This is a genomic window from Arthrobacter sp. B6 (genome assembly GCF_001663775.1).
In the GTDB taxonomy this organism is placed as follows: domain Bacteria; phylum Actinomycetota; class Actinomycetes; order Actinomycetales; family Micrococcaceae; genus Arthrobacter.
Genome location: NZ_KV467168.1, coordinates 3048687 through 3061669 on the forward strand (window position 1 = coordinate 3048687; position 12983 = coordinate 3061669).

Genomic DNA, 12983 nt, shown 5'->3' on the forward strand with positions numbered 1-12983 from the left:
TCGGGCTTGATGACTCCGGCTGCCTACCCGAGGCCGCCATGACTTTGATTGAACTGGTCCCACAGTGTTGTTCAGAAGGCTTGCATAGTCCGAAATCGAATATGCACGCGTACCAGTAGCCCACACTCGGACATGCCCTTGCTTCCTGCCCCCCGCCTAATGCCGGGAAACCGGATATCAGCCCTGGCCGTGGCACTGCCGGCATTTTGGGGTGCTGATTGAATGGGGAGATGAGAGATCAGGTTGCTGAGCACTTGTCCACGCCATTGGAGGAATACGCACTCCTGTCCGATATGGGCACCGGTCCGCTGGTGTCGCGGGAAGGCAGCATCGACTGGTTATGTTTCCCCCGCTTTGACTCGCCGTCCGTCTTCGCGGCTCTGCTAGGAAATCCGGAAGATGGACGGTGGAAGCTATCGCCCGTCAACGGGGAGGTGATCTCCCGCCGGTATCTGCCGCGGACGTTCATCCTGGAAACCACCTGGCGGACAGCGACCGGGACGGTTGTCGTCACTGACTTCCTGCCGCCCGGTGACACGCAATCAGATCTTGTGCGGCGGGTGGAATGCGTCTCCGGGACCGTTGAGGTTGAGCATGACCTCCGGATCCGCTTCGACTACGTCCGGGCCAAACCTTGGACCCGGCGGGTTGACCTCGACGGGACTGACATCCGGGGGTTGCTGTCGGTGGCCGGGCCGGATGCGCTGTTGCTGGCCGGACCGTTGCTGCATCCGTACGAGGAGCAGCAGGTAGAGCCGCAAGCCGGCATGGAGGAACGGCACGAGGCATCCCCGGAAGGCCACGCGGACGATTATCAGGGCGCTGTGTCCACGCGACTGACCGGACAGTTTCCGCTCTCCGCCGGTGAGTCCGCTGACTGGGTACTCACCTGGCACCCGTCCCATGATGAACTTCCTACACCGGCAGACCCGGCCGCAGCCTTGGAGGCAACGACCGCTTTCTGGGTGGACTGGTCTTCTCGCGTAGAGGTCCACGATCAGCACGATCAGGCGGTGTTGCGCTCCCTTATGGTGTTGCGGGCACTCACACACGGCAGGACTGGCGGCATCGTGGCAGCTCCCACCACGTCATTGCCCGAGGAGTTCGGCGGGTCTCGCAACTGGGACTACCGTTACACCTGGCTGCGGGACGCGGCTCTGACAATCGAGGCCCTCATAGCCCACGACTTCACCGACGGCGCTCTGCACTGGCGCAACTGGCTCCTGCGCGCGGTTGCCGGTGACCTTGATCAGGTGCAGATCATGTACGGCATCGCGGGGGAACGCCAACTGCCTGAGAGCGAACTGCAGCACCTGGGCGGCTACGAGGGATCGAAACCGGTGCGGATTGGCAACGGGGCCGCAGGTCAGTACCAGGCCGATGTCATCGGCGAGGTAATGCTGGCGCTGGCTGCCCTTCGCGACGCCGGCGTGCCAGAGGGGGAGTACTCGTGGGGGCTGCAGAAGAACCTGTTGCGTTTCTGCGAGCAGAACCTAGACCGTAAAGGCCACGGGATATGGGAGATGCGAGGGGAAGCAGAATACTTCGTTCATGGACGGGTCATGATGTGGGCGGCGTTCGATCAGGGTGTACGCGCGGTGGAGGAGCAAGGACTGGAAGGGCCTGCGGAACGATGGAGGGGCCTGCGAGATCGGCTGCGTGAGGAGATAATGGACCGCGGCTTCAACGACGAGCTCAACTCGTTCACACAAACTTACTCAAACACCGAGGTGGACGCGTCGTTGCTGCAGCTGCCGCACACCGGTTTCGTGGCATACGATGACCCGAAAATGCTTGGCACCGTTGCCCGGATAGAGACCGATTTGCAGGAGGAACACGGCCTGCTGCACCGCTACCGCACGGCCTCAGGACTCGATGGGTTGGAAGGCCATGAGTACCCGTTTCTCATCTGCACGTTCTGGTTGGTGGAACAATACGCATTCAGCGGCCGCATAGAGGACGCCACAGCCTTACTGGACCAGCTCACCAGCTACGCGAACGACGTCGGGCTTTACGCGGAGGAGTACGATCCTGTCAGCGCGCGGCTGGCTGGGAACTTCCCTCAGGCATTCAGCCACCTCGGCTTCATTCGAGCAGCCGACGCCGTCACCAAGGCCAAACTAGACCTTCGAAGCCGCCTGGAATGAGCTCAGCCGATTCATGCCTTCTGCCCACAGCACCAACCCGCTCCTAGCGGCTTTAGTTTTGAAGGACACTTAGATTAAGGAAGTTGGCATCTGTGGCGGGACGAGTACCGCCATGTAAGGATATGGCCGAGACATTGCGCAAGTTCAGCGACCCGTGGTGCAGTCCTCTGCCGACGAGGGTGCCTCGTCACTGCCTACTTCACTGCGCCCGGCGCGCATTACGATTCAATGCAGTCCCATAGGCTGGCCTGAGGGTCGCTGGCATTGTAGATGGGGTCTTCATTGTCGGTCAGTTGTTGGTTCGAGCGGCATGTTCTTAACTGCCGGGTTCGGCGTGGCGGGTGGTACGCATCGGTGGGAGTGGCGGGTCCCCGGTTGGGGCCGGGACCAGCGCGGCCCGGTCCTGTGCAGGCAGCACCCACCACCGGGTCCGCGGGAGGCCGGTCTGCTGCCACCGGCGAAAGGCCCGGACAGTAGCTCCCAGCCAGGTGAGTCCTATCAGCCAGCCACCGAGTATCGGCCCGGGTGGGACTGCCTCGGCGAGTATCCGGATGATCTCGAAGCCGATCACGGACGCGGCTGTTCCAACTATCGCCCAGGTCCTGCCTTTCACCGGGACTGCGGGACGGATGACCAGGAGCAGCACGCCCGAAGTGACACTGAGTTGTATCGATCCGCTGGAGAACAAAGTTTCCGCCCCGAAGGTCCCGGTCATCATGGCAGCGAAGGCCAACAGAAGCAGAAGAGCCCAGGCGCACTGCGCCATGAACCGGGGCATCCCCTCTTTCTGTTCGCTGGCCATTGCGGCTCCCCTCGTGTGGTTCTTATCCAACCTGGATCAATGTTCTGGTGGCGGGCTACGGTTGGCGGTGGGGCGTTTGATTGGGACTTCGGTCCAAGTGGTGTCGGGAGGCCCCTCTGCTCATGGTTGTTTTGCTCAGTTGCCGGGCTTTGTTCCAGCTTCTTATGGAGGTCCAGATGACGGCGGCAATCGGAACGGCGAGGACCGCCCCGATGATGCCGGCCAGGATCGCACCCACGGCTAGAGCAATGAGGATCACCAGCGGGTGGAGTTTGACGGCTTTTCCCACCAGGGGTCGGATCGCGCCGGTAAGCAGCAGTGCAATCAGCGCTGGTATGAGGACCAGCTTTACCGCGCTCAGGGCCATGGATGTCAGGACTACGGCCAGGACCGCGAGGATCGCCAGGTTCAATTTGACGTCTGCGTGGCCTACACCCGTGGTCCAGACATTTGGTCTCCCGTCCGGCGGCGAGGCACTCATTGTTCCGCCAGGCTCTGGATTGCCGAGGCTCGGTCTTTCCATCGGGCCAGCAGTAGGCCGGCGACGACTGCACCCGCTCCGCCCACGGCTAAGAGGATAGCCCCATAATGAAATTATGACTAAAGACGCGGCGCTAGAAGCTGAACCACGGCAAATAGGAGGCGACGCCACAACTTTGGCCTATCACATCACACGGACACTTCTCGAGCCGATCAGATGACGGACGACGAAGACTCTGAGGTAGCGGCACGGCAACTTGACGAGTTGTCCAGTGAACTCCGAACGATCATTCCCGGGGTGACAGTGCTGTTCGCGTTCCTCTTAACTGTTCCCTTTTCCTCCCGATTCGTCGGTATGCCGGAGCAAGATCGGATCGTATACATGGTGTCGCTGATGTCGGCCGGTGGTTCCCTCGTGCTCCTGCTAGGGGAGAGCGCCTACCATCGGCTACGGGGTAAACCCTATGACAAGAAGCTGCTGATCCGTACGGCAACACGTCAAGCAATAACGGCCCTGGCACTGCTACTGGTCTCACTGACGAGTTCGATCTGGTACGTGACGCAAGTGGTCTTTCCTGGTGATCTCGCGATGGCGACCGCTGGTGGTTTGTTGGCACTAGGACTTGTCACCTGGTTATTCCTGCCACTGGCACGACGACTACACGGTCGTTGATCGGGTTCGAAGGACTCGCCTTCCGGAAAGAGGTGGCTCATTCGGCGTGGGCTGACGTATTCCCGCTCCCAGGGCGGGATCACCAAGACCGGGAACACCCATGCCCGCCGCCTGCTGGTCGAGGCCGCCTGGCATCACCGCCGGCCCATTACCATGCCAGCCAGGAGATGCGCTCCCGCCGGGACGTCGCGGACGAGGTGTCCTTAGGTCCGCGGCCATCAGGGCAACCACCGGCCGCACCGCAAGTGGGAGCAGTTCGAGCTCCCGGCACAAACGCCGGGTCATCGCCAACGTCGCCGTTGCCCGGGAACTGGCCGGCTGGGTGCTGGTCCCTGGCAGCCCCGGTCCAACAGGAGCCCCCGTGGACGGATGAATAGACCTCCCGTTCCCGCCCGTCCGGATGGCCTGGCAGCGTGGAGGAGACACGCGATACACCTATGGGCAACCGGCAAATCACCGGTGACGCCCGACATTGCTAGACCAGCGGCACCCCTCCAGCCGAACACCTCGTCCTGCGGTAACCAACCCGCGCATATCAGCAGTCGAGAGCGCTGCCGCCCTCCGTGATATCAGAAAAATTGTGGTCCGCTCCGGTCCTGTTCGCGGCCCTTGCCAGCTCAAACGTCCGGGGCGCGCAGGCTGATCGTGTGTTCCGGTCAGTTGCCGCTCAGCCGTGGTGCTCGTAATCCCGCATATCAGCATGGTCCTGGAGGGCCTTTCCGCGGGAACCGTGGATTGTTGCCTTGAGCACGCGTGAGAGTCTTCTGCTTCAACCTGCCCTCCCCGGATACACATTCATCCACAAGAACGGATACGGAAAGGAAGCGGAGACCGTCATGGACGTTCTTCATGAGAAGTGTGCCAGCATCGACATATCCAAACGGGACGCCAAAGTCTGCGTGCGTCTACCGGGACGCCGTACTGGCCAGTACACCTCCGCAGTTACCAGGTGGGGGTCGACCGCTAACGAGGTCCTGGCTCTGCGGGAGGCCGGTTGCAGTCCAGCGCCCATTTAGAGCACTTTTGTCGACTCCAGCGGCAACGGTGCACGCCATGACCGGCTCTGTTGCTATCAGCTGACCGAGGACCACAAAGAGGAAGATGACGCCCAGGATCCCCATGGGCCTATCCAGACGTCGGGCCAGCACGTCCGCTGTGCCAAGCCGGTTGCTGCCCAGGGAGGTGCCGGCGGGCCCCGAGCTTTGTCCAGTGTCCGTCATCGCCCCAGTGCGGTCCTGTTGACAAGTGGTTGCGGGAACCGTTGTTTTGCACATGGTTGCTCCACCCCGCTGTAGAGGATCACTTATTCAACACTGCCTCAAAAATTCTCTTCGCGTTCGGACTGGTCAGCTGTGCGCCGGTGGTGATGTCTACGCCTTCCATGACAATGGTGACAGCCACCTGCGGGTTGTTTGCGGGGGCGAATCCGGTGAACCACGAGTTGTTGGTTCCGTTGCCAAGCTCCGCCGTTCCGGTCTTGCCCGCCACCTGGACGCTCGGAACCGCTGCACGGTTCGCGATGCCTTCGCTTACAGCGCTGACCATCCACTCGGTGATCTGGTTGGCGATCTTCGGGGTGGTGGAAGTCCGCAGCTGCTCTGGCTGTGGCTCGTCAATGACGCGCAGATCCGGGGAGCGCACGGTCTTGATGAGGTTGGGCTGCATCTGCACGCCGTCGTTGGCGATCGCCGCGGTCATCATGGCAACCTGCAGCGGCGTGGCCCGGACGTCTTTCTGGCCGATAGCCGACTGCGCCAGACCGGGGGCGTCAAGGTTGTCGGGGAAGGTGTTGCCGAGGGCGTGGTCCAGCTTCAGCTGGTCTCCCACCTCCTGGCCGAAACCGAACTTTTTGGCCTGTTCTGCGATGGCATCGCGACCAAGGTCCAGGGCGATGCTGGCGAACGGGGTGTTGCAGGACTGCTGCAGCGCGAACGCAAAACTGGCCGTATCCCGGGTGTAGCAGTTTCCGCCGGCGTAGTTGGGGAGCCGGTATTGAATGCCCTCGAACGGCATTTCTGCAGGGTTGGGCAGCTCGCTGTCCTCGTTGTACTTCCCGGACGCCAAGGCCGCGGCGGTCACCACGAGCTTAAACACGGAGCCCGGTGCAAGCTGCTCACCGGTGGGTCCGCTGACGTTGGGATTCAGGTTGATTCCAGGCACCTTGACGAGTTCGCTCATATTGGCGGCGGCGGCTTCCAGGTCATGCATTGCTACAAGATTGGGATTGTAGGAGGGCTTGGATACCATGGCCAGGATTGCGCCAGTCTTGGGGTCGGTGACGACAATGTGTCCGCGCTGCCCGTCTGGGATCAGGCTGTATGCAAGTTGCTGGAGTTCGGGGTCGATGGTGAGTTCCACGGACGCGCCCTTGGGCTGGCTTCCGAGGAACAGCTGCCCCAGCCGTTCCAGGAACAGCTGGTCGGAGTTGCCCGCCAGTACGCCCCCCATCGACTGTTCCAGGCCGGTGGCGCCGAAGTTCTGCGCGAAGTAACCGGTGATCCCGGCGTACGGTTCCGGCTGCGGGTACGTGCGCTGGAAGGCACAGGTCTCCGAACCGGTTTTCACGGACTCTGCAACGGGAAATCCACCAACGACGATGGCGCCGCGGTCGCTGCAGAAGGTCTGCAGGACGGCGCGCTGGTTCCAGGGGTTCGCCTTGAGCTCGTCGGCACCTATGACCTGGACATAGCTGATGGCGCCGAAAATGAGGGCGAACATAGCTATAGCCGCCACCCACGACTTCCGTATTGCGTGGTTCACGAGTGCTTCACCGCCGCGGTTGGAGTATCAATGCCTTTGCTTCCGTCCCCTTGGCCGGGGGCAAGGGTGTTGTGTCCACGGCCTCTGGCTGTATATGAAATCATCAGGCTCCCCCTGATTTCAACCCAACTTCCAGTTCCGCAAGACGGTCCTAGCCGATCGGTCGACGTAACGGTACACCGTAGCAAACTACATCGCTTCGTCTCGCCGTCTTTGGCTTTGCGATCGGCTGGAGCTATTGGTTCAACTGTGCAATCACACTAGCCGCGAAATTGGTGGCAGCCGGAATCATCCTGGGCTTTCGGTTCCCAGATGTTCAGCGGTGGGTTTGGGCCAGGGCCTTTCTTTCGCGATTGTTAGGCAAGGCGCAGCGTAGATCTGGTTGCTCAATCTGTCCGGCCTCGGTGCCTTGACTGTCGGAAACGCCGATTATGGATCTTTCGTCAGCCTTTGGGAAGCGTCCAAGCGGCACACCTTTCCTTGAGGAGTGCGGCTACACGGTTGTATACGTCGGATCGACAACTCACTGCCCTTGTGCCTGAGGGCTGGGAGCTCCAGCGCATCCGGACCGAGAAAGTGGGGGAATGCGGAAACGCCGCGAGCACCATAGGACATGCAACCGCTGCAGCAGCTAATCCGGTCCCTTCCCCGTTTGGGGCAGCCGCACCTACGTTCGGAGGTACCCGGGGCGCACAGGCACCATGAAAGGGGCTTGGCGGGATGACAAAAGCCCGGGATCTGTCCTCCTTCGCTGTCGTTCAGCTAGTCTTTTGCGATGGCTGACATGGAATTCAAGAAGCGCTTGGATCAGGTCGAGGAGCTGTACAACGAGCTCTACGAGTTGCGGCAGCGCGGTGATGATGCCGGCAAAGAAGAAATCGTGTTGGCAGAGATGCGTCTGGATAACGCTTGGCGGGAGCTGTACGCGTTCATGGAGCTACCGCTGGCACCAGATGCCCAGACAGGCGACGGTACCGAGTAAGTAAGAACTGCTGCTTGGCCTAACGGCCGAGCCGGCGGGGAGTGTTATCCCCGGCTTGCGTGGCGCAGGTACTGGTCACTGATCAGACTTCGAGTCGAAGCCGGTCTTTGGCTTGGGTGGCGTGTCCCTTGACGCTTCCGCCCGCGCTGGAGACCGGCTTCACCCGCCGGAGCGCGGCGAGAATGGCCCGCCCCACCACAGCGATTCCGATGACCGTGGTGATGCCGCGCAGGGTGTCCCAGCCCGCCGTCGACGTCACCAGCGAGTAAAGCAGGAAGCTGCTGAGGTTGGTGCCCAGCGGCGCGCCGGGAACGTAGGAGATGCCGGTGCCGGCTCCCACCGCAAAGGGCCAGAACCACAGATTGGTCAGCAGGCCGAACACGTAGGATGCCAGGACGCCGTAGCCGCACAGCATCCACAGTTCGGCTTTCCCGCGCACGCGCCGGGGGAGCAGGCCGGCGCCGGCGCCCACCCACGCACAGGCAAAGATCTGGAACGGTGTCCAGGGCCCGATCCCACCCCACAAGGCGCTCGAGAGGGCGATGGTGGCGGCGCCGAGAAGCATGCCGAAACGGGCACCGAAGGCCCGGCCGGCCAGGATCAGCAGGATAAAGACTGCCTCCACGCCTCCAACGCCGGTGCTGGCCACCCGCACCGCCGTACCTACGGCGGCCAGGACACCGAGCAACGCCACCGTGTGTGCGGAGCTGACCGAGCCGTCGATGGCCACAACGACGGCGACGACGGCGAGCGGCGCAATGGCCAGCGCCGCGTACGGGAGGGCCGCGGCGGCATCCTCCGGGAGGGCTGCGGCGAGCAGCGGCCAGCAGAATGCACCCAGCGCCAGCAGGTTTGCAGCCGCGAGAACTGCGAGCTCGACGCCCCGCGGCATCCGGATGCGGCGCTGTCTTTCCGCTCCCGGGGAGTCTGCCGGTTCGTCGATGACCCTTGGTATTGGTCCGGCACCTGCCTGCCGGGGCGACGGAGGGACAGGTTCAGGTGCATTGGCCGGCACGGAAGAGGGCACGACGCCGTCACGCATCGGAAGGATCCGGGCGCCGAGGCCGTGCGCAAAATCGAGGTCGTGCGTGGCGATCAGGACCGCCGCACCTGAGTCCGCTGCAGCCCGCAGCGCCGCCGCAACTGCCGTCCGCGCCGCAGGATCGAGTCCGCGGGTGGGCTCATCGATCAGGAGTACCGAGGGGCTGTCCATGGTCTGCAGCGCGATGGCAAGGATCCTGCGCTCACCGGCGGAGAGGTCCCGGGGATGCTCGTGTCCAATGGGAATCCCGACGTCTCCCCGCAGACGGGCAAGGTGTGACGCCGCGGCGCCAGGCGTGGGCCGTGCGCCGTTTTTTCGGCGCGAAAGGCGCCGCTCGGCCGCGCGGAGCTCTGCCGCGACAGTATCCCTGGTGAAGAGGTCGTCCGAGGCGTCCGGCACCAGGGCGACGCGATCGCCGTCGGCCGTCCCTTCACCCACCGTTCCTTCACCAAGGGCGAGGGCCACCAGGAGGGATGACTTCCCGGCCCCGTTCGGCCCCACCAGGGCCACCACTTCACAGCGGTGCAGGGTCAGGGATGCGTCGCGCACCAGCGGTTTGCCCTTGCGGTGCACGGAGAGCTTGGCCGCCGTCAGCACGGGCGCGTGCTCCGCCGGCTGAGCCGGCGTCGGACTGGCCTCAAGGGGGTGGGAAGGCGCGGCTGGCGTGGCACCCGGGACCAGGGTGCCGTCGTCGAGGGTCCACCACGAGTCGGCAACCGGTACGAGCGGCTGCGCCCGGTGCTCCGCCACGATCACGCAGACACCGGCGTCGCGGGCGAGGGCGTTAAGCACGGCGATGACGTGTCCGCGTGCTGCGGTGTCAAGATCAGCCAGGGGCTCATCAACCAGGAGCAGGGCCGGACGATCCACCACCGCGGCGGCGATGGCTACGAGCGTTGCCTCACCCGCCGAGAGGGTGCTGACATTCCGGTCCAGCAGCGCGGACACTCCGATGCGCTCCGCAACCTCCAGCACCCGGGCCTTGGCGGTCCCGGATGCCATGCCGCGCAGTTCCAGTGCGAGGCCGATTTCGTCCCGGACCCGGGTGGTGGCGAATGCGGCGCGGGGATTCTGCAGTACGACGCCGATGTGGCGGGCGGTATCGCGCGGAGGCGTGGCGGCACGGTCGGTTCCGGCGACGCGCACGGTGCCGGAGATTTCTCCGCCATCAACGTGTGAAAGGAGGCCGGCGATACCCCGCAGGATGGTGGACTTGCCGGAACCTGTCGGCCCGGTAATGACCGCAATCGACCCGCTCGACGGCGTGAACCCTGCGACGCGCACCTGCGCGTCACCAATGCGGAACTGTGCGTCCCGGATAAGGACCGGTGCTTCTGTTTCAACACCGCGGCCGGGTTGGTGTGCTGCCCGGCTCCCGAAGCCGCGCAACTCCAGGGCCGCGGCAACCCGGACCGCGTGCTCGAGTGTGCGCTCAAGCACGGGCACCAGGGCGCGTGCTCCGAAGCGTTCGCCCCGCAGCCGGAAGGCCAGGCGTACGGAGGTGACGGCGTCGGCGAGCGCCGGGAGTGCCGCCCAAGCAACCACAAGCGTCCGGGCAAGGCCCTGCATGGGGCCGCGGCGGGCCAGGTGCACGAAGCCGCGGGCCACGTCCACCAGGGAGTTGAGGATGCCGAAACCGAGGAGCACCCCGGCAATGGGCAGGGCGGACAGGACCGCCTGCCAAAGGCCAGGCCCGGTTACCGGACCGAGGAGGACCACATGCGCGTACGGGGCAGCCAGCCGAACCGCCGGCAGGTCGAGCAGCACCGGTGCACCAATGCCCGCCCCGTTGAAAAGGACGCGGTAGATGACCCGCGCCGCGATGAAGACGACGGCGAGTGCCGCCCCTGCACGTAGCGGCGCGGGTCGAAAGGTCATGCCTTCGGGGCGGCCGGTTCGCCGTCGACCGTGTAGAGCAGTTCCAGGCTCTCACCGGGGCTGACCTGCAGGGTGGCGAGGCCTTCCTGGGCGTAGGCCCAGTCACCGGTGGCGGGCTTGACCCAGAGGGACCAGTAGGCGAATGCAGCGGGCATGCCGCTGCATTCTTCCTTGTACGTGCCGCCCTTGTGGACGATCTCGAAGTCCGCGGCGGGTACACCGTTGACACGGCACACCAGTTCGTTGGGATATTGGGTAGTGCCGACGGTTTTTACCTCTGCCTCTTCGAGCACCTTGGAAGCGGGAGTCTTCGCGTCCACAGGCACACAGACGGACTTGTCAGCGGCATCCTGCTTCAGGGCGCCCGAGTCGACGATGACCTTCACACCGGCGCAGGGCCCGGCGGCGGCGCTGGATGAAGCCGTTGCGGTGGAATCCGGTGCGGAGGCAGTTGGCTGGGTGGCGGCCGGCGTGGAACAGGCGGCGAGGGTAAACAGGAGACCGGCGGCGAGGGACCTCGCGGCGGCGGTACGAATGGTAGTCAAAGTCACCTGTCAAGGGTAGATCGTTGCTGGTCAGGATCCGGATGCCGTCGCGTTGTGTGACGTTAGGCTTCCATTAGGGTGTGGGTATGGAGTGCCGGATCAACGAAGTCCTGGTCCATTACGTCGAGCATGGCGCCGGTGTGCCGCTGGTGGCGTTACACGGCGCCGGTGTTGATCACCGCGAGATCGAGGCGGCGATTGAGGCCATCGTTCCCGACACGGGATACCGGCGGATCTATCCGGATCTGCCGGGGATGGGCCTCTCGACGGCGGACGGCCTGACCTGCAACAACGATGTGGTGACGCTGCTCGGCGATTTCATCGATCATCTCGGCACGGGACCGGTGATGCTGCTCGGGCACTCTTACGGCGCCTACCTGGCTCGTGGGGTGGCCGCACAGCGACCGGACACCGTGCTCGGTCTGGCGTTGTTGTGCCCCGTCGCCGAGCGGTCGCGAAGTGTGCCCGGCCACGACGTGGTTCACCAGGACGCCGACGCGTACGACGAACTTGAACCTGGGCAACGGGAGGGGTTCGAGGAGTACTTTGTGTTGCGCACACGGGCCACGGCCCGCCGGTACCGCGACCGCGTTGCGCCGAGTACGGCGCTTGTGGACGAGGCTGCGCTGGGGCGCATCTTTGCCGGGTGGACCGTCGACGTCGGGACGACCGCGTTCTCTGCGCCGACCCTGGTGGTGGCGGGACGGCGCGATTCGGTCGTCGGGTATGCCGACGCGGCCGAATTGCTCGAGCGCTACCCGCACGCCACCCTGGCTGTCATCGAGGACGCCGGCCATGCGCTCATGCACGAGCGCCCCGAACTGCTCGCCACGTTGTTGGGCGACTGGCTCGATCGAGCTCGAGCAGAAGACTCGTGACCGACCGGGCTGCAATTCAAGAACCCAAGGAACCTCTATGGAGGGAACCACGGTTGGGGCGGGCCTGATGGCCTTGCTGTCTCGATTGAGGAACCGCAACGGGACAGATTCGCCGCAGGGTGGGTTTGGCCCGCGCGATCCTGGAACAGGACATGCTTGAGCCTCGTTGACCGAGTGGGTCCGCAAGGGCAAGCTGTGAGGACATGAATAACGAGGGGGGCCGTGATGAAGTACCCGCGCACTCTGACCGCCGTTGCGGTGTTGCTCGGGTTGGCACTTTCCGGCTGTCAAGCCGCAGGCGGGTCGCTCACGGTGGAAGCGCCCGCCGCGGTGCCCACTTCGTCGTCGTCCGGGTTCGAGGCCATCATCCAGGCTGCAGTGGAGGATCGCAACGGCACCGTTCTCGACACTGTCCCGGCTCCGCGCCTCGCCGAGGGGCAGGCGACGGCGGCCTACCGGGCCAAGCGCGTACAGGACATCCCGGTAGTGACCCGGTCGAAGGCGGGATTCAGGTCATCTGGTTTCTGGTATACGTCCTTTTCTACGACGGTGACGGTGGAGTCCATCGATGTGACCGGGTCGGAGGCAATCATCCATTTCAAGGAATTGACCGAGGAACACCTCGCCTCGACAGCGAATGGCCCGAGCAACGTCCCGTCGGGCTACTCGTTACCGCAGACCGCGACGTTCCGGGCTTCCACGGATGGCTGGCAGCTAGACAGCATCTCCCCTTCCGTGCACGGGTTCGGCTTGCCGATGTCCATTGTCGAGGACGGACGACGGCGGCCGTAACGGG

General features: G+C 64.0%; 10 protein-coding genes and 1 pseudogene. 6 read left to right on the forward strand and 5 right to left on the reverse strand.

What is annotated here, in order from left to right; all coding sequences use genetic code 11:
* Positions 1 to 230: 230 nt before the first annotated feature.
* On the forward strand, positions 231 to 2147 hold the full coding sequence (locus tag AU175_RS13470; RefSeq protein ID WP_066289734.1) for a glycoside hydrolase family 15 protein: 1917 nt from the start codon (positions 231 to 233) through the stop codon (positions 2145 to 2147).
* A gap of 316 nt (positions 2148 to 2463) precedes the next feature.
* On the opposite strand, the gene AU175_RS13475 is transcribed toward AU175_RS13470, so the two are convergent.
* Together AU175_RS13475 and AU175_RS13480 are read right to left on the reverse strand one after the other, a co-directional pair.
* Positions 2464 to 2949 carry a hypothetical protein gene (locus AU175_RS13475; protein ID WP_066289737.1) on the reverse strand — a complete coding sequence of 162 codons (486 nt, stop codon included), beginning with the start codon at positions 2947 to 2949 and terminating at the stop codon, positions 2464 to 2466.
* A gap of 55 nt (positions 2950 to 3004) precedes the next feature.
* Positions 3005 to 3430 (reverse strand): AI-2E family transporter, encoded by a 426-nt coding sequence (locus AU175_RS13480; RefSeq protein WP_231938565.1) that lies wholly within the window; start codon positions 3428 to 3430, stop codon positions 3005 to 3007.
* A gap of 216 nt (positions 3431 to 3646) precedes the next feature.
* Between AU175_RS13480 and AU175_RS13485 the strand changes: the two genes are divergently transcribed.
* Positions 3647 to 4102 carry a DUF6328 family protein gene (locus AU175_RS13485; protein WP_066289743.1) on the forward strand — a complete coding sequence of 152 codons (456 nt, stop codon included), beginning with the start codon at positions 3647 to 3649 and terminating at the stop codon, positions 4100 to 4102.
* A 1299-nt stretch (positions 4103 to 5401) separates the two neighbouring features.
* Here AU175_RS13485 and AU175_RS13490 read toward each other — a convergent pair.
* A complete protein-coding gene (locus tag AU175_RS13490) occupies positions 5402 to 6862 on the reverse strand; it encodes a peptidoglycan D,D-transpeptidase FtsI family protein (protein ID WP_066289746.1) in 1461 nt (486 codons plus the stop codon).
* 195 nt (positions 6863 to 7057) lie between these two features.
* Between AU175_RS13490 and AU175_RS22430 the strand changes: the two are divergent.
* Positions 7058 to 7224 (forward strand): annotated as a pseudogene (locus tag AU175_RS22430) (amino acid permease); the annotation flags it as partial.
* Positions 7225 to 7637: 413 nt separating this feature from the next.
* A complete protein-coding gene (locus AU175_RS13495; protein ID WP_156642312.1) occupies positions 7638 to 7844 on the forward strand; it encodes a hypothetical protein in 207 nt (68 codons plus the stop codon).
* 82 nt (positions 7845 to 7926) lie between these two features.
* Here AU175_RS13495 and AU175_RS13500 read toward each other — a convergent pair whose 3' ends face one another.
* Together AU175_RS13500 and AU175_RS13505 are read right to left on the reverse strand one after the other, a co-directional pair.
* The gene (locus tag AU175_RS13500; RefSeq protein ID WP_066289751.1) at positions 7927 to 10764 is read right to left on the reverse strand and encodes an ATP-binding cassette domain-containing protein; all 2838 of its coding nucleotides are present in this window, start codon (positions 10762 to 10764) and stop codon (positions 7927 to 7929) included.
* Positions 10761 to 11315 (reverse strand): hypothetical protein, encoded by a 555-nt coding sequence (locus tag AU175_RS13505; protein ID WP_066289752.1) that lies wholly within the window; start codon positions 11313 to 11315, stop codon positions 10761 to 10763. The genes AU175_RS13500 and AU175_RS13505 overlap by 4 nt, the downstream gene beginning before the upstream one ends.
* Before the next feature lie 80 nt (positions 11316 to 11395).
* On the opposite strand from AU175_RS13505, the gene AU175_RS13510 reads away from it, so the two are divergent.
* Entirely contained in the window at positions 11396 to 12187 is a 792-nt protein-coding gene (locus AU175_RS13510; RefSeq protein WP_066289753.1) for an alpha/beta fold hydrolase, read from the forward strand.
* A 225-nt stretch (positions 12188 to 12412) separates the two neighbouring features.
* Positions 12413 to 12979 carry a hypothetical protein gene (locus AU175_RS13515; protein WP_066289755.1) on the forward strand — a complete coding sequence of 189 codons (567 nt, stop codon included), beginning with the start codon at positions 12413 to 12415 and terminating at the stop codon, positions 12977 to 12979.
* The last annotated feature ends 4 nt before the right edge of the window (positions 12980 to 12983 follow it).

Bases quoted from the DNA above. Each gene is read 5' to 3' on its own strand.
- AU175_RS13480 (WP_231938565.1), bottom strand. From the start codon at position 3,430: ATGAGTGCCTCGCCGCCGGACGGGAGACCAAATGTCTGGACCACGGGT.
- AU175_RS13495 (WP_156642312.1), top strand. From the start codon at position 7,638: ATGGCTGACATGGAATTCAAGAAGCGCTTGGATCAGGTCGAGGAGCTG.
- AU175_RS13485 (WP_066289743.1), top strand. From the start codon at position 3,647: ATGACGGACGACGAAGACTCTGAGGTAGCGGCACGGCAACTTGACGAG.
- AU175_RS13475 (WP_066289737.1), bottom strand. From the start codon at position 2,949: ATGGCCAGCGAACAGAAAGAGGGGATGCCCCGGTTCATGGCGCAGTGC.
- AU175_RS13470 (WP_066289734.1), top strand. From the start codon at position 231: ATGAGAGATCAGGTTGCTGAGCACTTGTCCACGCCATTGGAGGAATAC.
- AU175_RS13500 (WP_066289751.1), bottom strand. From the start codon at position 10,764: ATGACCTTTCGACCCGCGCCGCTACGTGCAGGGGCGGCACTCGCCGTC.
- AU175_RS13515 (WP_066289755.1), top strand. From the start codon at position 12,413: ATGAAGTACCCGCGCACTCTGACCGCCGTTGCGGTGTTGCTCGGGTTG.
- AU175_RS13510 (WP_066289753.1), top strand. From the start codon at position 11,396: ATGGAGTGCCGGATCAACGAAGTCCTGGTCCATTACGTCGAGCATGGC.